Origin of the sequence: Vagococcus fluvialis (genome assembly GCF_048815235.1) — a bacterium.
Lineage (GTDB): Bacteria > Bacillota > Bacilli > Lactobacillales > Vagococcaceae > Vagococcus.
Map to the genome: position 1 here is coordinate 149352 of NZ_JBMEAO010000002.1, position 22281 is coordinate 171632.

The window sequence follows — 22281 nt, forward strand, 5'->3', positions numbered from 1 at the left end:
ATAAACATAATGAAAAAATTGGTTATTAACGGCGGAAAGAAGCTAAAAGGTGAAGTAAAAATAAGTGGAGCAAAGAATAGTGCGGTAGCTCTTATTCCAGCAGCCATCTTAGCAGACTCACCAGTAATATTAGAAGGTGTACCAGATATTAAAGATGTTCATTCATTAAAAGAAATTTTAGAAATGATGGGAGTCAGCGTTAGTTTTGAAAACAATCGTATGAAGATTGACCCAACAAACATGAAATCAACTCCAATGCCAAGTGGTAAAATTCAAAGTTTAAGAGCTTCATATTATTTTATGGGAGCTTTATTAGCTAAGTTCAATGAAGGTGTTGTAGGTTTACCAGGCGGTTGTTATTTAGGACCAAGACCAATTGATTTACATATTAAAGGTTTTGAAGCATTAGGTGCAACAGTTACAACTGAAAATGGTGCAACTTATTTAAAAGCGGATGAAGGCTTAAAAGGAACTAGAATCTATATGGATATGGTCTCTATTGGGGCAACAATCAACGTGATGTTAGCAGCGGTTAAAGCTGAAGGACGTACTGTGATTGAAAATGCAGCTCGTGAACCTGAAATCATTGATGTTGCTACATTATTAAACAATATGGGTGCTAACATTCGTGGAGCTGGAACAAATGAAATCCGTATTGATGGGGTTAAAGAATTACATGGTTGTCGTCACTCGATTATCCCTGACCGTATTGAAGCAGGAACTTATCTTTCTCTTGCAGCAGCTTATGGTGAAGGAATCAAAGTTAAAAATGTGATTCATGAACATTTAGAAAGTTTTATTGCGAAGTTAACAGAAATGGGCGTTAATATGACAATTGAAGAGGACTCAATTACAGTTCATCCTTCAACAGGTCTTAAAGCAGCTAACGTAACAACTGTTCCTTACCCTGGATTTGCAACGGACTTACAGCAACCAATCACACCACTTCTATTATTAACAGAAGGAACAAGTATTGTAACTGATACTATCTATGAAGCTCGTGTTAATCACATTCCTGAACTTGTAAGAATGGGAGCTAACGCTAGCCTTGAAGGTAACATGATTGTGATTAATGGTAACCCTGAGTTGCAATTAGAAGGTGCTGAAGTAACAGCGAGTGATTTAAGAGCTGGAGCTTGTTTAGTTATTGCTGGTGTTATGGCAACAGGAACAACTAAAATTTCTAACGTAGGAAATATTTTACGTGGATACGATAGCATCATTGAAAAATTAACTTCTCTAGGCGCTGATATTCGCATGGAAGAAGAGGACTAAAAAATGCGTGATTATTTAACAATGGGAGAGCTTGAGAATAAAACTCTTAAAGAGATTTATACTTATGCTAAAGATTTTAAAATCCCTTATTATAGTCAAATGAATAAAAAAGAATTATCCCTTGCAGTCATTAGAGCCCAAGCTGAAAAGCAGGGCTTTTTCATGATGGAAGGAGTTCTTGATATTGTTTCTCAGGATGGGTATGGTTTTTTAAGACCAATTAATTATTCATCTAGTAAAGAAGATATTTACATTTCAACGTCTCAAATTAGACGTTTTGGTCTGAGAAATGGGGATAAAGTATCAGGGAAAGCAAGACCGCCTAAAGAGTCAGAACGCTATTATGGGTTAATGCATGTAGAAACAGTTAACGGCAAAAATCCAGAAGAGGCGAAAGAACGGCCACATTTCCCAGCTTTAACTGCTTTATATCCAGAGGAACAAATTAAGCTAGAAACTCATAAAAGTCGCTTAGCTACGCGAATGATTGATATTTTTGCTCCAGTTGGATTTGGTCAACGTGGTTTAATCGTGGCTCCTCCTAAAGCTGGTAAGACATCAGTCATTAAAGAAATTGCTAACGGTATTAGTCATAACTATCCAGATGTTGAATTAATTGTGTTACTAATTGATGAACGTCCAGAAGAAGTGACTGACATTGAACGTAGTGTTAAAGGGGAAGTGGTTTCTTCTACCTTTGACCAAAAGCCAGAAAATCATACTCGTATTGTGGAACTTGTTTTAGATCGTGCGCTTCGTTTAGTGGAAGACAAGAGAGATGTTGTTATCTTAATGGATAGTTTAACAAAACTTGCACGTGCTTATAACTTAGTCGTTCCTCCTAGTGGCCGTACATTAAGTGGTGGGGTTGACCCAGCATCTTTCTATAGACCAAAACGTTTCTTTGGTTCGGCAAGAAATATTGAAGAGGGCGGAAGTTTAACTATATTAGCAACTGCTTTAGTCGATACTGGAAGCCGTATGGACGATGTTATCTATGAAGAATTTAAAGGAACTGGAAATATGGAGTTACATCTTTCAAGAGAGCTATCTGAAAGACGCGTATTTCCTGCTATTAATATTAAACGCTCAGGTACAAGAAAAGAAGAGCTACTTATCTCACCAGAAAATTTAGAAGAAGTATACAAATTACGTAGAAATATGAAAGGTGATTCTATTGATTTCACTAATCAATTTTTAAATGTGCTTAAAAAAACTGATTCTAATGAGTCTTTTTATCAAACATTTAAAGATGTTTCTTTTAAAAAAAGTAATTGATAAAAAGGATTCAACGTGTTAAAATAGTAGCGTTGTATAATAACTCTGTTCCAGCAAATGGTTCAGGGCAAAGGAGAGAAAAATTATGAAACAAGGAATTCATCCAGATTACCGTCCAGTATTATTCATGGACACTCAAACAGGTTTTAAATTCTTATCAGGTTCTACTAAATCATCTGATGAAACTGCAGAATGGGAAGATGGTAACACTTACCCAGTAATCCGTGTGGAAATCACATCTGATTCACATCCATTCTATACAGGACGCCAAAAATTCACTCAAGCAGACGGACGTGTGGATCGTTTCAACAAAAAATACGGTCTCAAAGACGAAAACGCTGCAGAGTAATCTTGCGGTTGAAAAACAATGTAACTTACAAAGTTTTAAGAACTTCTCTATTAGTGGAGAAGTTCTTTTTTTATTTTGATATAATAGCCAAATAGAATGGAAGTGAAGACATGATTATTTGGATTAATGGTGCTTGGGGAGCAGGCAAAACAACTACTGCAATAGAATTACATAATAGAGTGGAAAATAGTTTTATTTTTGATCCTGAAGAAACAGGTTTTTTAATTAATAAATCATTTCCTAAAGAATTACATCAACCAGACTTTCAAATGTTTAAAGAGTGGCGTGAGATAAATGTCACATTATTAAAAAAGTTAGCCACCAGCTACTCTGGAACGATTATTATTCCTATGACAATAATTAATCCTCAATATGTTTTAGAAATAATTGAAGAATTAAGAATGCAAGATATATTAGTGACGCATTTTATTTTGGAAACAAATCAAGAAACCTTAAATAAACGTTTAGATAAACGTTTTGAAGGGAAAGACTCCTGGGTAAGGCAGCGAATTAATCCTGCAATTAGCTCTTTAAAAGAATTAGAAAATGTTTCTCGAATTCAAACAGATAACTTAAAAGTCGAAGAAGTAGTGAAAATAATAGCACAGGAAACGAATTTGGAATTGAAGCCAGATCATCGAAGTGAGCTAAAGAAAAAAATAGATCGAACTTTAATAAATATGAAAGAAAAAATAAACTAATCCTAAAAAGTGATATGCTATAATATAACAAAGTAAGGAGAGATAAGTATGAGACAATTACAACAAGAAATTATTGAAGCTTTACACGTAGAAAAAAATATCGAACCCAACGTTGAAGTAAGAGAACGTATTGAGTTCTTAAAAAACTATTTAAAAAAACATCCATTTATAAAATCTTTGGTTTTAGGAATTAGTGGTGGACAAGATTCAACTTTAGCTGGAAAATTAGCACAACTTGCTATTACTGAAATGAGAGAAGAAACAGGAGATAGTGATTATCAATTTATCGCGATTCGTTTACCTTATGGACAGCAAAATGATGAAGAAGATGCTAATAAAGCTTTGTCTTTTATTCAAGCAGATAAAGAATATATTGTTAATATTAAACCAGCAGTAGATAGATTGGTGACTGAATTACAAGAGAATAGTCAACTTGAAATTAGTGACTTTAATAAAGGGAACATCAAAGCACGTGAGCGAATGATTACTCAATATGCGATTGCTGGAGAATTCAAAGGAGCTGTCTTAGGAACAGATCACGCAGCAGAAGCTTTAACGGGATTCTACACTAAGTTCGGTGACGGAGCAGCTGATTTACTGCCACTTTCTGGCCTTAATAAAAGACAAGGACGTCAATTATTAGCTTATTTAGAAGCTGATGAGAGTTTATATTTAAAGACACCTACAGCTGATTTGGAAGAAAATAAACCTATGATTGCAGATGAAGATGCTCTAGGGGTTAGTTACGAATCAATTGACGATTATTTAGAAGGAAAAGAAGTGTCAGAAGAAGCAGCCAAAACAATTGAATCTTGGTATTTAAAAACGGCTCATAAAAGACATTTACCTATCTCTAAATATGATGATTTTTGGAAGTAAAGTGAGGTAATTTATGCGATTTAGAAAGAAAGATTGGTTAAGAGTAAAGTCACTTTGGATAGGGCTTTTAATCAGTTTAGTAGTAGTTTTAGTTAGTAATTATTATTTACAGTTATCAGAAAATAATTGGTCATTTGATTTAGCCACGAAATTTGCCTTTTCATGGCATACCGAGAAATTCTTAATTGGGTCTTTTGTTTTATTAGTCCTTAATTTATTTATAGTTTCCTTGGCAGGTTCTTTTTTTGTAGGAAATTTATTTTATTTAGTCAGTATTATTCTATTAGGTATTACCAATGCTTTGAAACTATCTTATCGTATGGAACCAATTTATCCTGATGATTTAAAGATGATCATTGAATGGAGTATGCTTCGAGATATTATTGGTTTACCTTTATTTTTACTATTTATTTGTGTTGTGTTGGCTTTATTATTTACAATAGGTTATTCATTTTATCAGGCTCTTAAGCTTCCTTTAAGAAGGCAGCAAATTAGAGTAATCACTCTTGTCATAACCAGCCTATTGTTAGTTTATATCAGTCACTTTAATCAACCAGGTAATTTAGTAAAAAAAGCCTATGATCGAACAGCAAAATGGATTCCCTATAGCCAAAAAATGAATTATTACAATACAGGATTTATGGGAGGATTCTTATTTAATTTAAAAGTTGAAGGAATGGAAGAGCCAGAAAATTACTCTAAAGAGACTATTGGAGATATTATGGCAACGTACAATCAAAAGGCTGATAAAGAGAATGCCGTATCTAGTAAAAGTGAACAACCTAATGTCATTTATGTGATGTCAGAGAGTTTTTCAGATCCTTTGAAATTAAAGGGAATTAATGTTACTCCAGATCCGTTAAAAACATATCGTGAAGTAGCCAGTGAATCTCTTCAAAGAGGTCAGATGTTATCTCAAAATTACGGTGGTGGGACAGCTAATATAGAATTTGAGGCCTTAACAGGTTTTTCAATGGGACTTTTAAATCCTCAAATGACAACACCTTATACGATGATGTTATCTAAAGAAAAAGAGTTTCCATCACTAGTATCAACTCTTAAAGACCAAAATTACCAAGCCACAGCAATTCATCCTTATAATACGTCCATGTATAAACGAAAAGACGTGTATCAAACATTTGGTTTTGACAGGTTTTTAGATGAAAAAATAATGACACACCAAGAAAAGCTATCTAAAGGTGGTTATATTTCGGATGAGTCTGCTTTTAAGGAAGTTTTAGATATTCTTGATGATAATCAAAAACCACAATTTGTTCACTTGGTGACTATGCAAACGCATATGCCTTATTCTAATAAATATGACCAATCGGATTATGTTTTAGATGGTTTTTCTTCTGCTAAGGGAGTTGAAAACTACTCCCAAGATATTGCTTATACTTCTGAAGCTTTAAAAGAATTTATTAGCCAGATTAATCAGTTAAGTCGACCAACAGTTGTAGTTTTTTGGGGAGATCATTTACCTTCGATTTACCCTGATGATGTGTTAGCTGATAATAAAGATATTACAGCTCATTTAACTGAATTTTTAGTATATGATACAAGAGATAGTTCACCGACAAAAGAAGAAATTATTAGTCCTTTTTATTTTCCATCAATAGTGAGTCAAGTTGAGGGAGTCGAGACAACAGGATTTTATGAGTTATTAAAAGAGATGCATCAATTTTTACCTGCATTTGAAAAAGAAACATATTACTATAACCAAACTTGGCAAAAAGAAATTGAGCTATCCAAAGAAGAAAAAGAGATTTTTGAAGCATATGAATTAATTCAATATGATATGGTTTCTGGTGAGAAATACAGTAAGAATTTCTTTAAATAGTTACTTAATTTAATAAACGTGATAAGTAATGTTTGATACACTTCAAACATTACTTTTTTTGTTAAACCTTGATATAATAGGGTTGCAACTAAAAGGTTCGTTTCTTTTTTAGCATTATTTGATAGACTTTAGTCAAGAAAGGAGTGGTTAGGATGATTATTTCAAGTAATATAAAAAAACATCGAGAACTGAAAAACTACACTCAAGAAGAACTGGCTAACCAGATGAATATTTCAAGACAATCTATATCAAAATGGGAAAGAGGAGATGCGTTACCTAGTATTGATAATTTAATTAGGTTAAGTGATTTATTAGATTTATCATTAGATGAGTTGATTATGAACCGAGGCGAATTACCACTACCTCTTGATTATGGAAAATTTAAGTCTAAGAAAATATTTGTGTTAAGCATGATTTTTCCACTACTCATGATTATCAATGGTATTTATTATTTACAATTTAATACTGAGGGTTGGTTTATGATTGGTGGTGGATTATTCTTAGGTGCTTTAATAAATGAAATTAATTTGGTTGATTTAAGAAGAATGTATAATTATTTTACGGTGACTAAAACAGGTATTGAGTATTTTGATTCAAACATATATATGCCTAAGATAGTATGGGAAACCATGGCTTTTTTCGGAAAAAGAAGGACTAAATTTATTGATTTTAAAGAAATTGAGCAGATGGAAATTTACTTTGATAATAAAGGCTATGAGGGGCAAAATACAACTGTTGCTTATCGACCGAGACAGATGTTTTATAACCGTGAAGCTTTCTTACTAAGAATCACTTTAAAATCTGGCGAACTGGTAAAATTAAATTTAGATAAAGCTTTTTTCCCAGATTCTGATGAACGTCGTTATTTTTGTGCTTTATTTGAGTATTTTGAGTCTCGAAATATTCTGGTGTCTGATCCTTATCATATTTTATCAAGTATAAGAAATGAATATTCTATTGTTGAAGAAGCGTATAAATTAAAAGTAAAGGGAAACAAATAGACACCTTTTGAAAAAGAAAGCTTTATCTTTTTAGCCAAACAAGTTAAAATGGATGAGTGAGTAATTTAAGAAAGAGGGATATCTTTGAAGAAACCAAATTTAGGCTTTTATATTCAAAAAATAAATGATGTGGTGACAGCGTCTGAACAAGTTGGAGAGGAAATGAACCCTTCATACGAAGTTATTAGACAAGCAATCGATTCAAACTCAATTTCAGAATTATCAGCTGAAGAGTTAAAAAATACCCAAGATTTATTTTTAAGTGGAACAGATAAATATAGAGAATTATTAGCTCAAATTAAAGGCTTAAAAGCACCAGCTAAAGTTATGGGAATCCATAAGAAATTAGAAAAATCATTTGTTTTATATGTTGAAGGATGTCAAGAAATGGTTGACTCTATTAATGTTGAAGCAAACAGTGTTAATGAGGAAATGTTTAATGCCTCAGAAGCGAAACAAGATGAAGCAACAGATAGTATTTCATTTTGTATTCAACGTGTGACACAATTAGTTTTAGGTAAATAATAGAGAGAAACTACCTTATTTGAGGTGGTTTCTTTTTTATTAATCGGTCTTAAGTATGTGGTTTAGTTGAATTTAACATGATAGGATAAAAGAGAATTAGAAAGGTGTGGGGAAATGGATGTCAGACTAGCAAAGCCGCAAGATGTTTCATTATTGGATGATTTGTTAAAAGAAACGGCTAATCGTTTAAAAAGTAAAGGGTCAACACAATGGTCCCACATATTAAAAGGAGAAGAAACAGAAGCGTTACGAAAGCATATTGAGCAAGAAGAAGTTATTATTTTTGAAAATGACAATCAACTTGTAGGTATGTGTTATTTGTATGAGGAGCCTAATGAGTGGGATCAGTCATTATGGGGCCTAGAGGCAGAAAAGGGAAGCTATTATTTACATAAAGTAGTTGTTAGTGACTTGTTTATTGGTAAAAATATGGGGAGTAAAGTATTAGAAAATCTGTTTAAGTGGATTGAGAAGCATCAAGGTAAAGTCGTTAGGTTGGATTGTAAAGCCGATGTTTTCTACTTAAATAAATTGTATCAGCAAGTAGGTTTTAAATTTATTAAAACGTGTAAAGCTGGAGCTTTTGAAGCATTATTTGCTGATTTTAATCTTTATGAATATCATCTCCACAATGACAAATAAATGAGGTACGTTATATGGAACAAAAAAATAAATATCCAGGTTTGACTGAAAGAGAAGTTGAAAATCGTAAAGTACGTGGCGAGTCCAATATCGCAGCACCTACGACAACTAGAAGTTTTAGGCAAATTTTTGCAGAAAACAGTTTAACTTTGTTCAATTTTATTAATTTAATTATTGCAGGTTTTATTGTTTATACGGGAAGTTATAAAAATTTACTCTTTTTAGGTGTTATCGTTTCTAATACGTTTATCGGGATTTATCAAGAAGTTAAGGCTAAGCGAAATATTGATAAATTGTCTTTGTTAAATCAAGCAAAGGTAACGGTTATTAGAGATTATGAAAAACAAGAAATACCGCAAGATGAAGTTGTTAAAGATGACCTCATTCTTTTAAGACGAGGACAACAAGTTATTGTTGACGGGATAGTAATAGAAACAGAAGGATTTGAATGTGATGAGTCTCAATTGACGGGTGAATCAGACCCAGTAGAAAAGACTGAAGGTAGTGAGGTTTTTTCCGGAAGTTTTATTGTCAGTGGAAATGGTTTGATGCAAGCAACTAAAGTTGGGGCTGAAAGTTATAGCTACCAAATCACATTAGAAGCAAAACAATCTCAAGGGATTTATTCTGAGTTAATTATGATGATGAAAAAAATGATTCGTATTTTAACCTTTGTTATTATTCCAGTTGGAGCCTTGTTAATGTTTTCAAGTATTGCCAGCGGTATTCATCTCGATAAAGCGATATTAGGCAGTACAGGAGCCATGATTGGCATGATTCCTGAAGGTTTAGTACTAATAACCAGTGTTGCTTTAGCAGTTGGCGTTATCAAGTTAAGTCAAAAAAATGTGTTAGTACAAACCATGGGATCTATCGAAACACTAGCAAGAGTTGATGTACTTTGTTTAGATAAAACGGGAACCTTAACTAGTGGTAATTTAAAAGTTGTAGAAGAAGAAGTCCTTTTAGATAGTGAATTAGAAATGAATGACTTTAAAAAATTAGTCTCTTCAATTGTTCATGGATTAGATGAAGATAATGCAACAGGACAAGCTTTAATGAATCACTTTCCAGATGAGGATAAGGAACTAGAGTTAACAAAACAAATACCATTTTCTTCAGCAAGAAAATGGAGTGCCGTCTCATTTGAAAATCAAGGTAGCTATTATATGGGAGCACCGGAGTATTTATTTAGCAGGTTTGAAACGAAGCAATTAGACAAAATGTCTGAAGCTATGGCAAATGGATTAAGAATTATTGCGGTTGCCCATTCCCATGAAGAAATTACAGGAACTGATTTACCAGAAAACTTAACGCTTTTAGGTTTTATTTATTTAGAAGATGAAATTAGACCAGAAGCTCCGCAAACATTGGCTTATTTTAAACAAGAACAAGTTGATATTTGTATTATTTCAGGAGATCATCCTGAAACGGTTTCTCAAATTGCCAAAAGAGCTGGTGTTGATAATCCAGATAAAAAAATAGATATGAGTCAAATTAAAGATGAGCAGATACCAGAAATAATTAATGAATACCGAGTATTTGGACGTGTGTCACCTGAGCAAAAAAGACTTTTAGTGACTGCGCTCCAAGAAAAAGACCATGTAGTAGGTATGACCGGAGACGGAGTAAATGACATCTTAGCTTTAAAAAAAGCTGACTGTAGTATTGTCATGTCTAATGGAAGTGATGCAGCAAAAGGAGTCGCAGACTTTGTTTTATTAGATTCTAACTTTGACTCTTTGGTGGGTGTAGTATTAGAAGGAAGAAAAGTAATTAATAATATTCAAAGAGTAGCTTCTTTATATTTAACGAAAACTGTCTTTTCAATGATATTAGCTGCAGTGTATATTTTTATTGCCTCAACTTATCCATTTCAGCCGATTCAGTTAAGTCCGATAAGCTCATTAACAGTAGGGATTCCTTCATTTTTCTTAGCTTTAAGACCCAATACAGCCCCGATTAAAGGGAAATTTTTAAAAAATGTCTTTGAACCAGCTCTAGCGAGTGGTATTAGTGTAGTCATATTTACCTTAAGTATTGAAATTATAGGTAATTTTCTACATTGGAGTTATGATGAGAAATCAACAGTTACTGTGTGGTTAGCTGGTTTGGTTTGTTTTATTGCTCTACATTTTATTGCAAGACCTTTAACATGGAAAATTTATTTATTAATTGGAAGTTTGTTTGGTTTATTCTTAACAATATTTATCTTTTTCACAGATATCTTTTCACTGGTGAACATATTTAATTTCCATTTAGGAATTGTTTATGTCCCAATGATGATTGTAGCACCATACGTATTCTATAAATTAAAACAGTTTTTTGGCTACTTACTAAACTTAGATTTAAAGAAAAAGAAAGCACAATAAAAAACATAAACAAAATGTTGTGACCCCTAAAAGTTAGATTTTTGGTCTAACTTTTGGGGGTCACTACAAAAAGTTTATGTTTTTTTATTTTAATCTCTAAATACAGTGAAGCCTTTTCCGTAAATTTCATTGGCGCTTGAAACGACCATGAAAGCTTCAGGATCAACCTCTAGTACGGCTTGCTTAACAGTTGTATATTTATTTTCACGAATACTTGTCATAATCATTTTCTTTTGATCTAATCGGTGACCACCTTCAACAGGTAAATAAGTAACACCAGAGTCAAGTTCTGTCATCAAGAGCTTAGCAATCTCATCATTTTTAGGTGAGATGATAAACACGTTTTTGGATAAATCAGGACCTACTTGTACTAAATCGACCATTCGACTTGTTAGTAAAATTGAAATGATAGCATATAAAACTTGTTGTAAATCGAAAATAAAGAGAGCTGAAATAATAACAATACCGTCACAAATACCAACTAAGATACCTAACTTAATATGTGTATATTTCTGAACGATTTTTGCAATTAAAGTTGTTCCGCCAGTAGAACCATTTCCTAAAAAGACAAGGCCAATACCAAGTCCAATAAGAGCTCCACCGAAAATAGATGCTAAGATAGGATCACTAGTAGCAACAGGCATACCATGCAGTAGTGAGATGAAAAGTGGTACAAGTAAACTACCTAAAATACTTTTCATAAAAACTTCTTTACCTAATAAAATAAAACAAGCAATTAATAAAAAGATATTAATAATGTATAAGACTAAACTAGGAGACCAGTTGAACATTTCATGTAAAACAATAGTTAAGCCGTTAATACCTCCAGAAACAATTTTATTTGGTAATAAAAAAGCATTAAATCCTATAGCAACTGTAAAAGAACCAATTGCAATTAAAAACATTTCTACAACTTTTTTGCCAAAAAGTTGATTTAACTTTTGAATAATCAAAACGATTTCCCCCTCTGAACCAAATAGTAACTTACTTGGATGAGTTACGCAAACTTAGAAAACGCTTACTGTAAATTTGTTCTGTTTGACGTGGTTTTTTTAGTATGTTATATTGCATTTATTAACTAAAAGGGTGAATCAAATGGTCTTGATTAGACGAATCTGCTCTGAACATTAGAAATAGGATGAAGCATATGTTCGGAAGCTAAAGAAATTTTTCTTCATCACTATTAAGAATATAAGGATAATAAATAGACTGAATAAGCAGTCTTGTTTAATGATGCTTTTATTCTAGTAGTGAGTGTAAGGAGGCGACTATTATGTGTGAAAGTTGTCTTCTTTATTTTTGTCTAGGATAGAAGTAGAGAGGTCAATCAATACATGATTGACCTTTTTGATTGTGAGAAAGAAGGGTAAAAATATGAGTATTTTAACAATTACAGATTTAAATTATGAATTACCAGATAAAGTTTTATATAAAGATAGTTCTTTAAGATTAAATAAGGGTGAGCATCTAGGATTAACTGGGAAAAATGGAGCAGGTAAATCAACCTTGCTTAAGATGATTCAAGGGGAAATACTTCCTGATAGTGGTCAAATTGTTTGGCAAAATAATTTACGTATCTCTTATTTAGAACAACAATTAACTTATGATGATGGGGATACTATTTTTGATTATTTAAAAAGAGCCTTTAATCATTTATATGAGATGAATGAAAAGATTCAAGCTTTGTATATGGAATATGCAGAAAGTTATGATGACTCGTTATTGGAAGAAATAGGTCAGTATCAAGATATTTTAGAAAACAATGATTTTTATAATATTGAAACAGAGATTGAACGTGTAGCAACTGGATTAGGCATTAATGCATTAGGTCTTGACCGTGAAGTTCATGCTTTAAGTGGGGGACAACGTTCGAAAGTCTCTTTAGCAAAATTACTTCTTGAAAAAGCTGATGTCTTTTTATTAGATGAGCCGACAAACTATTTAGATGTTGAACATATTGAGTGGTTGTCTGATTACTTAAATCAATTAGAAGATAGCTATATTGTTATTTCTCATGATAGAGATTTTTTAAACCGTGTAACAAACTGTATTTGTGATATTGAGTTCCAAGTTTTATCAAAATATATGGGAAATTACGATAAAGCGATGAAACAAAAAGAAGCACAACAAGAACATTTACATCGTGAATTTGAAAAACAACAAAAAGAAATTGATAAATTAGAGAGTTACATTAGAAAGTATAAAGCTGGTAGTCGTTCTGCTATGGCTAAAAGTCGTGAAAAACAATTAAATCGAATGGACCGACTAACACCACCAATAGCACCGAAACCAGGGCATTTCCATTTTCCATATACAGCGTCTCATGGTAACTTAGTTGTAGAGGCCAAACGTTTAGAAATAGGTTACGGGAAAAAAGCTTTATTACCACCTATTAATTTATTAGTTCAAAACGGTGAAAAAATTGCTATTAGTGGCTTCAACGGAATCGGGAAATCGACTTTACTAAAAACATTAATTGGTGAAATTCCTGTGATTTCAGGTGAAATTGAGTTATCAAGAGAAGCTAAAATTAGTTACTTCTCTCAAGATTTGGTTTGGGATAATCCGCATCAATCAGCATTTGATTGGATTAAAGAGCAATTTCCTAAGTTGAATAACAAAGAAGTTCGTCGTTATTTATCACGAAGTGGAATTGTAGATGATAATGTAACAAAAGCTTTAGACCAGCTAAGTGGTGGAGAACAAACTAAAGTTAAGTTATGTAGTTTGACGTTGAAGAAAAGTAACTTTTTAATTTTAGATGAGCCTACAAACCATTTAGATCAAGGAACAAAAGATGGATTGAAACGAGCGTTAAAAGATTTTGAAGGAACTTTAATTGTTGTATCTCATGAGCCAGAATTTTTCGATGGTTTAGTTGAGAAGCAATTTGATGTGGAAAGCAATACAATGAAACATGTATAATATGTCAAAAAGGAGATGATTATTAAATCATCTCCTTTTTGATATATTAACTCTAAAAAACAGAATTCATTCGTGTATACTTAGCTTTTTTTATAATATGTTTATCTATAAGTGGTACTAATCGGTTGAAGTGCTCACTAGAGGTATGTTCCTCAAGGGCATTTTCATCTAACCACTTCTCAATAAAGAGAAAATGTCCTTCTTCCTTTAAGTCATGAGTTAATTCATAAGAAATACAGCCATCTTCTTTTCTAGTTATTTCAACTAGTTCTTGATAGAGAGGTAAGACGGTTTCTATTTTAGTTGGGTCAATAAAATCTTCAGCAATAAGTAATAGCATATAAATCCTCCTAGGTAGTTTTATTTATATTCAGTAAAAAGTTAATAGACGTAAAAGTTTTTATTGAGCATTGCGTGTGGCTAGTGTATTCTGTTATTAGCAATCATGAAAAGAAAGACATCTTTAAGGATAAGGTATTTAATATGACAGCTTCAACATTAATAACAAGAGTTGATATCAATCACTTAACTCAGTCATTAACAATAAGTTTAGTAATTTGTTTAATCATTATGGTATTAAATAAATTGATATCAAAACAAATTCTAACAAAGAATTTATCTAAACAAAAGAAAAAAAGAGTTTCAGCTATAAGTTTATATGTTTCAGTTCTAAGTCAAAATGGCTTATTTTTAAGTCTAGCTAATCTTATTATAAGCATTTTTTTGTTAGCCACAATGGAACAAGAGGTTGTTATCAATGATTATTTAGTTTTTAGTGGGTTAGTTTATTTTTTTGTTACCTTAGTTTCACTGTTTACTATCAACAAAAATTATCGTACATTTGTTAAAAAAGGGAAAAAACGACCTAGAAAAAAAGCTTTGAACCGTCTAGATTGGTGGTCATTTTTTGGTATTAGTTTACTGAGTCAATTAAGCTTATTACTGATAACGTATGTTAGTTTGTTTTCTAAATTAACACTCCTTTTTTATTTATATACCTTAATAAGTAGTTTATTATTATTAAGCACACATTTAATTATTAGAACAATGAAAAAACGTCAATAAAAGCATTTATCAACTTTAGGTAAGGGTTGATAAATGCTTTTATTGTGTCGCAATAGGAAACTTTTTCTACTTTTGTTGTGCTATACTCCATTGTTGTTTTGATTTTTTAGCTCTATAATTATATTAGAGGTGAGGAGATGAAAGAGTTTAATATTGGAATGGTCGTACAGAAATATCGAAAACAGAAGCAGTTAACTCAAGAAGAGTTAGCCAGTGTCATGGGTGTTTCAAAATCATCTGTCTCAAAGTGGGAAACAGGTCAAACCTACCCTGATATCTATTTGTTACCAGAACTAGCGACTTATTTTAATATAACCATTGATGAATTAATGGGCTATGAACGGAAACTAACGAAGTATGAAATTAGAGATATTTATGTTGAACTAAGTGAGCGATTTGGTAATGAAAACTTTGATATCGTTTTTGAGGACTACCAAAAATTAGTGAAAAAATACTATAGCAGTGAGCCTTTTTTATTACAAATGGCTGTATTATTATTAAACTATGCAAGCTTAACTGATAGTGAAAAACACCCGATGATATTAGAGTATATTATAAACTTAACCAAAAGAGTCAAAGAAGAGTCATTAGAAAGTCATTTAATTACGCAAGCTAACGTGCTTGAAGCCTTTTGTATGTTGCAATTAGGTTATGTTGAGGAAACTTTAGAACTCCTTAATCACGACGTAGTGGTTTATTTAGGTCAAGAGCAACTTCTCTCGAAGGCTTACGCTATGAAAGGAGATATAACCAAGGCTCAAGAAGTACTACAAGCAACCGAATATCAACACCTAATTGGCTTAATTATTATCAGTGGTGACAACTTAACTTTAGAAATAGAGAATCAAGAAAAATTTGATGAAATTGTTAATCGAATCATGGGAATTTCACAAATCTATAAGATAAGAGAACTTCATCCATTTTTATTAATGACCTTTCTAAATAATGTGTTTTTAGGATACACAGAACAAAATAGAATAGATAAAGCTTTAGAAGTCATGGAGGAAATAACAGACTTAATGATTGCACAACAATTTCCAGTTGAACTTCATGGCGATGACTACTTTTATTTATTAGACAAATGGATGTTGAGTCAACCAAGTATTAACACTAATATGCCTCGTGATGAAAAAACAGTGAAGTTAAGTTTAATTCAGTTTTATGAAGAGCATGCAAAGCTAAAAGAGGTCTATCAAAAGAATGAACGTTATTTAGAATTCATAACAAAATTAAAAAAGAATTGTGGTGATTGAAAATGAATACAACTTTACCAACTATGGAGCAATTAATTGAAATTTTACCAATCTTAATGCCCGTTTTAATTATTCAAATCGGCTTAATCATCTATTGTTTAAAAAAAGTACTTAAAAGAACTGATTTCAAATTTTTAAATAAAAAAGTTTGGATTCTAATTATTCTATTTGTCCAATTATTCGGCCCAATAGCTTATTTAACTTTGGAGCGGGAGGATAACTAATGACAATACTAAAAGTTAAGAACATCGAAAAAAAGTTTGGCAATCAAGAGATATTAAAAGGTGTCTCTTTTGAAGTACCAGAAAATAGCGTTTTAGGATTTATTGGACAAAATGGAGCTGGTAAAACAACTTTAATGAGAATGATTGTTGGTTTATTGAAACAAGATTCTGGAGAAATTGAAGTCTGTGGTAAAGAAGTAACTTTTGGCGAAAATCAAACCAATCAGTGGATAGGCTATCTCCCAGATGTTCCTGAATACTATGGGTTTATGACAGCTAAAGACTATTTGAAATTATGTGGTGATATTACTAATGTCCCAAAAAAAGAGTTAACCAATCGAATTGTAGAATTGTTGAGCTTAGTTGGTTTGTCAGATACATCTAAAAAAATAAAAACGTATTCTAGAGGAATGAAACAACGCTTAGGAATTGCCCAGGCACTTTTAAATAAACCAAAATTATTGATTTGTGATGAGCCAACGTCTGCTTTAGATCCCATTGGACGTAAAGAGATATTAGCTATTTTACAAAAAGTGAAGCAGGAGACAACTGTTTTATTTTCAACACATGTTTTATCAGATGTGGAAAAAATTTGTGATCATATTGTTCTACTTCATGAGGGAGAAATAAAATTAGATGTCACACCAAGTGAATTTAAAAAAATTCATCAAAAAAATAAGATAAAAATTAAACTAAATCAAACAGAACAAATTGAAAAGTTAAAAAATTGCTTTCTTGTAGAAGAGACCAACCAACCAAATGAGTATCTTATTTCAGCTGAAAACTCAATTGAAGAAACCCAAACTTTATTATATCAATTCTTCTTAGAGCATCATTTTTATCCCGAAAATTTCTCAGTTTATCAGCCGACGCTTGAAGAAATTTTTACGGAGGTCGTTTCATGAGAGAATTAAATGCATTTATCAAAAAAGAATGGCACGAAGCTGTTGCGAGTTACCGTGTAGCCATACTAGTTATCCTGTTTATTTTATTTGGGATTGTAAATGTTTTTACAGCAAAATACACACCAGAAATTATTTCTTATGTTGTTTCAGAAGAATTTGCTAAAGCTATGCCAACACCGAGTTTAATAGACGCCTGGCTGCAATTTTATAAAAACATTGGTCAGATGGGAATTATTGTAGCTGTTATTTTGTTTAGTGGTACATTAACAAATGAATACAATCACGGAACACTAACCTTATTAGTTACAAAAGGTTTAACGAGATGGAAAATACTGGTAGCCAAGTTTTTTATGAATACAGCAGTATTTACAATAGCTTATTTATTAGGAATTTTAGTGACATTTGTTTATGGGAAAATATATTTTAAAAGTATTGAACTACCTCACATAGAGTTAGGTTTAATAAGTTTATGGGTCTTTATGTTATTTTTACTGCTATTAGTAAATCTAGGCTCGGTTTTATTAAAATCAAATTATTTAGTTTTATTATTTGTGGGTAGTATCAATGTTGTTCTAATGGTTCTAAACTTTATTCCAGATATCAAAAAATACAATCCAATCACTCTGTTTACTTGTGGAACACCGCTTTTACAAGGAAGTTTGGAAGTGACAGATGTTTTACCAGCTATTTATGTTGTAATTGGTATAGGTATTCTTATTAAATTTTTAACAATTATTTTATTTAATAAAAAATCATTATAAAGCTTGAAGTGGTAACCTTTTTAAGAAGGTTACCACTTTTTTATTCTACGAAAGACCTACCTTTTTAATAAAGATATAAGATGTTCTATTGAAATTATATAATACGTCATATATAATCAAATCATATTTAAAAATGACATTTGGAGGTCTATTCATGACAAAGCGTGTGTACCGTTTTAAAGAAGGAAATGCAGAGATGAAAGAAATACTAGGAGGTAAAGGAGCAAACTTAGCTGAAATGACGCGATTAGGTTTGCCTGTTCCAGATGGTTTTACGATTTCAACTGAAGCATGTATGGACTATTTAAACAACGGTCAAGCTTTTACAACAGAGCTGAAAAAAGAGATTGAAAAGTACTTAGAACAGCTAGAGATAAGCTCAGGTAAGTCTTTTGATGACAAAGAAAACATTATGTTGCTATCAGTGCGAAGTGGTGCGAAGTTCTCAATGCCAGGTATGATGGATACAGTATTAAACCTTGGCTTAAATGATGAGAATGTTGAACATTTAGCGACAATCACTCAGGATGAAGCTTTTGCTTATGATTGTTATCGCCGTTTGCTTCAAATGTTTGGTGATGTTGTATTTGGAATTGATACGTCACATTTCGAAAATTATTTAGATTACTTTAAACGTAAAAATAATGTATTAACAGATTCTGATTTAACAGCAACACAATTAAAAGAAATTGTCGTTGAATATAAACGTTTATACTTAGAAATTAAAAAGCAAGAGTTTCCACAAAATCCTAGAGAGCAACTATTTGCAGCAGTAGAGGCTGTATTTAATTCATGGGACAATGAAAGAGCTAAAATTTACCGTCAATTACATAACATTCCTCATAACTTAGGAACGGCTGTAAATATCCAGTTAATGGTATTTGGAAATAGCGGAAGTAATAGTGGTACAGGTGTTGCTTTCACAAGAAACCCATCAACAGGAGAAAATAAATTATTTGGTGAATACTTAATTAATGCACAAGGTGAAGACGTTGTAGCTGGAATTAGAACGCCACTACCAATTTCAAACTTAAAAGAAACAATGCCAAATGTTTATCAAGAATTTGTGGAAATGTCAGAATTACTTGAAAAACATTATGGTGATATGCAAGATATTGAATTTACCATTGAAAATAAAAAATTATACTTATTACAAACAAGAAACGGAAAACGAACAGCTCATTCAGCATTTAAAATTGCCGTTGACTTAGTTTCAGAAGGCTTAAAAACAAAAGAAGAAGCGATTATGAGTTTAGATCCACAAGCAGTGAATCAATTATTACACCCCGTTTTTGTGGAAGAAAAACTACAAGAAGCAGAACTAGTTTCAAAAGTTGGCTTACCAGCTAGCCCAGGATCAGCTACAGGTCGTGTTTGTTTTGATGCAGCTAGTGCTAAAGAGTGGGTTGAACGTGGTGAAAAAGTGGTATTAGTTCGCCAAGAAACGTCTCCAGAGGATATTGGAGGTATGGTTGTTAGTGAAGCGATTGTTACAAGCCGTGGTGGAATGACGTCTCATGCAGCAGTTGTAGCCCGTGGAATGGGAACTTGTTGTGTGGCAGGATGTAGTGAGTTAGAAATTGATGAGTTCTTAAAAATTATCAAGTATCCAGGAGGTACTTTAACAGAAGGAGATGTTATTTCTGTTGATGGAACAAATGGAGATATCTATGTTGGTGAAGTGGAATTAACTATTTCTGAGAAAAATGATTATTTTGAAACGATTATGGCTTGGTCAAAAGAATTAGCACGCTTAGAAATTAGAATGAATGCTGAGACTGGTTCTGATATCAAAACAGGAATTGCATTTGATGCAAATGGTATTGGGCTTGCAAGAACAGAGCATATGTTCTTTGCTCCAGAGCGACTAATAGAAATGCGTCGGTTCATCTTATCTGATAGCTCATTGGCACGTAAAGAAGCTTTAGAAACAATCTTAGCTTATCAAATTGAAGACTTTAAAACGATTTTCTCAACTATTGAGGAAAAAGCGGCTGTTGTTCGCTTGTTAGATCCACCTTTACATGAATTTGTGCCAAGTAAAAAAGAAGATGTAGAGCGTGTTTCTAAAGAAATGGGAATTCGTGCAGAAGTATTACAACAACGAATTAATGAGTTACATGAAATTAACCCAATGTTAGGTCATCGTGGTTGCCGATTAGCAATTACGTATCCTGAACTTTACTTAATGCAAGCTGAGGCGATTATTCGCAGTGCTATTAGTATGAAAGCAGAAAAAGGCATGGACGTTAAGCCTGAAATTATGATACCATTAGTGGGGATGAAGGGAGAGTTATCTCTTCTTAAAGAAAAAATCAATCGACACATTCAAGCTATCCTTACTGAAGAAAAAGCGACAGTTGACTATACGTTAGGTACAATGATTGAATTGCCTAGAGCATGTCTAATTGCCGATGAATTAGTCAAAGACGCTGACTTCTTTAGCTTTGGTACAAATGACTTAACGCAAATGACTTTTGGCTTCTCAAGAGATGATGCAGCTAAATACATTAATCAATATGTAACAGATGGTATTTTACCAGTAGACCCATTCCAAACACTTGATGTTGAAGGTGTGGGAGAATTGATTAAAGTAGCTGTTAAGAAAGCAAGAACCATTAAACCAAAAATGAAAATCGGAGTTTGTGGAGAGCTAGGTGGAGACCCTGCTTCTATAAAATTCTTTGATGAATTAGGTTTAGATTATGTTTCTTGTTCACCTTACCGAGTTCCAGTAGCATTCATTGCGGCAGCTCAAAGTGCGATTGAGGCTAAAAATAAGTAAAAATGAGGGAAAAAGATGGAGTTAAGTGAACGTCAAAAAACGATCGTAGAGATTGTTAAAAATAATGAACCCATCAGTGGTGATAAAATTGCGGAAGCACTTGGGCTAACCAAACCAACATTAAGAAGTGATTTAGCGGTGTTAACCATGACTGGGGTTTTAGACGCTCGTCCAAAAGTAGGCTATATTTATTCCGGCCTTTCCTTTGAACCTTTACTTCATGACCAACTTTTTAAAACAAAAATTGAAGAGCTAATGACGTCTAGTATTATTGTCTTTCCAAATACGACAGTAAGAGATGCTACGACGTCTCTCTTTATGTATGACAGTGGGTCGCTTTATGTGGCTGAAGAGGGGACAGGAGATTTAATCGGACTTGTTTCAAGAAAAGATTTATTAAGAAGTCTTTTAAATAATCAAACAAATGATTTATCAGTAGCGATTATTATGACTAGGATGCCTAATATTTTTGTGGCTTATCCAGATATGACCGTTTTAGAAGCAGGTAAATTATTAACAAAACATGAAGTGGATTCCTTACCAGTAGTTGAGAGTAAAGGTTCAAGAAAAATTATTGGTAAAATTTCAAAAACACGCATAATGGAACACTTTATTAATATGGGGAGCGAAGGAAACCGATGAACAAATTAAAAGAAAGACATTACCGACAAGTACGCCTATTTGTCGTATCAGACTCGATTGGAGAAACTGCTCAAAGAGTCATTAATGCTGTCTTAGCACAGTTTCCAGACTTAAATAACTATGAGATAAAGAAATTCCCTTTTGTTGATTCAAAAGAAGTTTTAACTGACATCTTGTCAGATGCGTTACATGAAAAAGCTGTTGTGGTGACTACTTTAGTGAATGATGAGTTAAATAAATTCTGTGCAGATTTCTCTAAAGAGACTGGCTTAGAATATGTAGATTATATGTCACCGCTTGTTAACATTGTCTCTAAAAGAACACAAATGGCACCATCTTCTCAAAGTGGTTCCTTGTATTTAATGAATGAAGATTATTTTAACCGAGTTGAAGCAATCGAATTTTCTGTCCGTTATGATGATGGTAAAGACCCAAAAGGCTTCGCCAAATCAGACTTAGTTATATTAGGTATTTCAAGAACATCAAAAACGCCGTTAAGTATGTATTTGGCTAACCGTTCTTTTAAAGTGTCCAACTTACCATTAATTCCAGAAGTACCAGTACCAAAAGAGCTATTTCAGATTGAATCTAAACGAATTATTGGTTTAACCGCTGATCCTGAGTATATTCGTAAAGTTCGCCAATCACGCTTAGTTTCTTTAGGATTAACTGGTAGTTCATCATACGTTTCATTAGACCGTATCAAAGAAGAGTTGAAATACTCACAAAACCTTTATGAAAAATTAGGTGCTACTGTGATAAACGTAGAAAATAAATCCATTGAAGAGTCAGCACAACTAATTGAAGAACATAGTAAAACTTTTTAGTAGAATTTTATAATAAGAAAAATGAAGCATAA

Annotated in this window: 21 protein-coding genes; 19 read left to right on the top strand and 2 right to left on the bottom strand. The window is 32.5% G+C overall.

Translation table 11 applies throughout. From position 1 onward, the window contains the following. Window positions 1-9: 9 nt before the first annotated feature. The 10 genes from ACODH8_RS02020 (at window position 10) to ACODH8_RS02065 (ending at window position 10862) form a co-directional block, all read left to right on the top strand. Window positions 10-1275 (top strand): UDP-N-acetylglucosamine 1-carboxyvinyltransferase, encoded by a 1266-nt coding sequence (locus tag ACODH8_RS02020; protein WP_332465487.1) that lies wholly within the window; start codon window positions 10-12, stop codon window positions 1273-1275. Window positions 1276-1278: 3 nt separating this feature from the next. After that, entirely contained in the window at window positions 1279-2553 is a 1275-nt protein-coding gene (rho, locus tag ACODH8_RS02025) for a transcription termination factor Rho (protein ID WP_332465486.1), read from the top strand. 85 nt (window positions 2554-2638) lie between these two features. After that, entirely contained in the window at window positions 2639-2902 is a 264-nt protein-coding gene (locus ACODH8_RS02030; protein ID WP_332465485.1) for a type B 50S ribosomal protein L31, read from the top strand. Window positions 2903-3012: 110 nt separating this feature from the next. Beyond that, window positions 3013-3603: an AAA family ATPase gene (locus tag ACODH8_RS02035; protein ID WP_332465484.1), complete on the top strand. Its 591-nt coding sequence runs from the start codon at window positions 3013-3015 to the stop codon at window positions 3601-3603. Window positions 3604-3651: 48 nt separating this feature from the next. Continuing rightward, complete coding sequence (gene nadE, locus ACODH8_RS02040) at window positions 3652-4482, top strand: ammonia-dependent NAD(+) synthetase (RefSeq protein WP_332465483.1); 831 nt, start codon at window positions 3652-3654, stop codon at window positions 4480-4482. A gap of 13 nt (window positions 4483-4495) precedes the next feature. After that, window positions 4496-6322: an LTA synthase family protein gene (locus ACODH8_RS02045; RefSeq protein ID WP_332465482.1), complete on the top strand. Its 1827-nt coding sequence runs from the start codon at window positions 4496-4498 to the stop codon at window positions 6320-6322. A 152-nt stretch (window positions 6323-6474) separates the two neighbouring features. Then, on the top strand, window positions 6475-7323 hold the full coding sequence (locus ACODH8_RS02050) for a helix-turn-helix transcriptional regulator (protein WP_332465481.1): 849 nt from the start codon (window positions 6475-6477) through the stop codon (window positions 7321-7323). Between the two features lie 84 nt (window positions 7324-7407). Next, window positions 7408-7848: a hypothetical protein gene (locus ACODH8_RS02055; RefSeq protein WP_332465480.1), complete on the top strand. Its 441-nt coding sequence runs from the start codon at window positions 7408-7410 to the stop codon at window positions 7846-7848. A gap of 114 nt (window positions 7849-7962) precedes the next feature. Then, a complete protein-coding gene (locus ACODH8_RS02060) occupies window positions 7963-8490 on the top strand; it encodes a GNAT family N-acetyltransferase (protein WP_332465479.1) in 528 nt (175 codons plus the stop codon). A 14-nt stretch (window positions 8491-8504) separates the two neighbouring features. After that, window positions 8505-10862: an HAD-IC family P-type ATPase gene (locus ACODH8_RS02065; protein WP_332465478.1), complete on the top strand. Its 2358-nt coding sequence runs from the start codon at window positions 8505-8507 to the stop codon at window positions 10860-10862. Between the two features lie 89 nt (window positions 10863-10951). On the opposite strand, the gene ACODH8_RS02070 is transcribed toward ACODH8_RS02065, so the two are convergent. Continuing rightward, window positions 10952-11815: a YitT family protein gene (locus ACODH8_RS02070; protein ID WP_332465477.1), complete on the bottom strand. Its 864-nt coding sequence runs from the start codon at window positions 11813-11815 to the stop codon at window positions 10952-10954. A gap of 421 nt (window positions 11816-12236) precedes the next feature. Here ACODH8_RS02070 and ACODH8_RS02075 point away from each other — a divergent pair, with 421 nt between their 5' ends. Beyond that, on the top strand, window positions 12237-13787 hold the full coding sequence (locus ACODH8_RS02075) for an ABC-F family ATP-binding cassette domain-containing protein (protein ID WP_332465476.1): 1551 nt from the start codon (window positions 12237-12239) through the stop codon (window positions 13785-13787). Window positions 13788-13839: 52 nt separating this feature from the next. On the opposite strand, the gene ACODH8_RS02080 is transcribed toward ACODH8_RS02075, so the two are convergent. Next, a complete protein-coding gene (locus ACODH8_RS02080; RefSeq protein ID WP_332465475.1) occupies window positions 13840-14127 on the bottom strand; it encodes a putative quinol monooxygenase in 288 nt (95 codons plus the stop codon). A gap of 143 nt (window positions 14128-14270) precedes the next feature. Between ACODH8_RS02080 and ACODH8_RS02085 the strand changes: the two genes are divergently transcribed. From ACODH8_RS02085 to ACODH8_RS02120, 8 genes are all read left to right on the top strand, one after another. Beyond that, the gene (locus ACODH8_RS02085; protein ID WP_332465474.1) at window positions 14271-14852 is read left to right on the top strand and encodes a hypothetical protein; all 582 of its coding nucleotides are present in this window, start codon (window positions 14271-14273) and stop codon (window positions 14850-14852) included. Window positions 14853-14989: 137 nt separating this feature from the next. After that, window positions 14990-16105, top strand: coding sequence for a helix-turn-helix transcriptional regulator (locus tag ACODH8_RS02090; protein WP_332465473.1), 1116 nt, complete (start codon window positions 14990-14992; stop codon window positions 16103-16105). A gap of 2 nt (window positions 16106-16107) precedes the next feature. Next, complete coding sequence (locus ACODH8_RS02095) at window positions 16108-16329, top strand: PLDc N-terminal domain-containing protein (RefSeq protein WP_332465472.1); 222 nt, start codon at window positions 16108-16110, stop codon at window positions 16327-16329. Next, complete coding sequence (locus ACODH8_RS02100; RefSeq protein WP_332465471.1) at window positions 16329-17234, top strand: ABC transporter ATP-binding protein; 906 nt, start codon at window positions 16329-16331, stop codon at window positions 17232-17234. Before ACODH8_RS02095 ends, ACODH8_RS02100 begins: the two co-directional genes overlap by 1 nt. Further along, complete coding sequence (locus tag ACODH8_RS02105; RefSeq protein ID WP_332465470.1) at window positions 17231-17995, top strand: ABC transporter permease; 765 nt, start codon at window positions 17231-17233, stop codon at window positions 17993-17995. Before ACODH8_RS02100 ends, ACODH8_RS02105 begins: the two co-directional genes overlap by 4 nt. Before the next feature lie 154 nt (window positions 17996-18149). Next, window positions 18150-20780 (top strand): pyruvate, phosphate dikinase, encoded by a 2631-nt coding sequence (ppdK, locus tag ACODH8_RS02110; RefSeq protein WP_332465469.1) that lies wholly within the window; start codon window positions 18150-18152, stop codon window positions 20778-20780. A gap of 15 nt (window positions 20781-20795) precedes the next feature. Then, window positions 20796-21422 (top strand): helix-turn-helix transcriptional regulator, encoded by a 627-nt coding sequence (locus tag ACODH8_RS02115; RefSeq protein ID WP_332465468.1) that lies wholly within the window; start codon window positions 20796-20798, stop codon window positions 21420-21422. Beyond that, window positions 21419-22249 carry a pyruvate, water dikinase regulatory protein gene (locus ACODH8_RS02120; RefSeq protein WP_332465467.1) on the top strand — a complete coding sequence of 277 codons (831 nt, stop codon included), beginning with the start codon at window positions 21419-21421 and terminating at the stop codon, window positions 22247-22249. Before ACODH8_RS02115 ends, ACODH8_RS02120 begins: the two co-directional genes overlap by 4 nt. The last annotated feature ends 32 nt before the right edge of the window (window positions 22250-22281 follow it).

Excerpts from the sequence above, each read along its gene's own strand:
- ACODH8_RS02020 (WP_332465487.1), top strand. The coding sequence starts at position 10 with ATGAAAAAATTGGTTATTAACGGCGGAAAGAAGCTAAAAGGTGAAGTA.
- rho (WP_332465486.1), top strand. The coding sequence starts at position 1,279 with ATGCGTGATTATTTAACAATGGGAGAGCTTGAGAATAAAACTCTTAAA.
- ACODH8_RS02030 (WP_332465485.1), top strand. The coding sequence starts at position 2,639 with ATGAAACAAGGAATTCATCCAGATTACCGTCCAGTATTATTCATGGAC.
- ACODH8_RS02035 (WP_332465484.1), top strand. The coding sequence starts at position 3,013 with ATGATTATTTGGATTAATGGTGCTTGGGGAGCAGGCAAAACAACTACT.
- nadE (WP_332465483.1), top strand. The coding sequence starts at position 3,652 with ATGAGACAATTACAACAAGAAATTATTGAAGCTTTACACGTAGAAAAA.
- ACODH8_RS02045 (WP_332465482.1), top strand. The coding sequence starts at position 4,496 with ATGCGATTTAGAAAGAAAGATTGGTTAAGAGTAAAGTCACTTTGGATA.
- ACODH8_RS02050 (WP_332465481.1), top strand. The coding sequence starts at position 6,475 with ATGATTATTTCAAGTAATATAAAAAAACATCGAGAACTGAAAAACTAC.
- ACODH8_RS02060 (WP_332465479.1), top strand. The coding sequence starts at position 7,963 with ATGGATGTCAGACTAGCAAAGCCGCAAGATGTTTCATTATTGGATGAT.
- ACODH8_RS02065 (WP_332465478.1), top strand. The coding sequence starts at position 8,505 with ATGGAACAAAAAAATAAATATCCAGGTTTGACTGAAAGAGAAGTTGAA.
- ACODH8_RS02075 (WP_332465476.1), top strand. The coding sequence starts at position 12,237 with ATGAGTATTTTAACAATTACAGATTTAAATTATGAATTACCAGATAAA.
- ACODH8_RS02080 (WP_332465475.1), bottom strand. The coding sequence starts at position 14,127 with ATGCTATTACTTATTGCTGAAGATTTTATTGACCCAACTAAAATAGAA.
- ACODH8_RS02085 (WP_332465474.1), top strand. The coding sequence starts at position 14,271 with ATGACAGCTTCAACATTAATAACAAGAGTTGATATCAATCACTTAACT.
- ACODH8_RS02090 (WP_332465473.1), top strand. The coding sequence starts at position 14,990 with ATGAAAGAGTTTAATATTGGAATGGTCGTACAGAAATATCGAAAACAG.
- ACODH8_RS02095 (WP_332465472.1), top strand. The coding sequence starts at position 16,108 with ATGAATACAACTTTACCAACTATGGAGCAATTAATTGAAATTTTACCA.
- ACODH8_RS02100 (WP_332465471.1), top strand. The coding sequence starts at position 16,329 with ATGACAATACTAAAAGTTAAGAACATCGAAAAAAAGTTTGGCAATCAA.
- ACODH8_RS02105 (WP_332465470.1), top strand. The coding sequence starts at position 17,231 with ATGAGAGAATTAAATGCATTTATCAAAAAAGAATGGCACGAAGCTGTT.
- ppdK (WP_332465469.1), top strand. The coding sequence starts at position 18,150 with ATGACAAAGCGTGTGTACCGTTTTAAAGAAGGAAATGCAGAGATGAAA.
- ACODH8_RS02115 (WP_332465468.1), top strand. The coding sequence starts at position 20,796 with ATGGAGTTAAGTGAACGTCAAAAAACGATCGTAGAGATTGTTAAAAAT.
- ACODH8_RS02120 (WP_332465467.1), top strand. The coding sequence starts at position 21,419 with ATGAACAAATTAAAAGAAAGACATTACCGACAAGTACGCCTATTTGTC.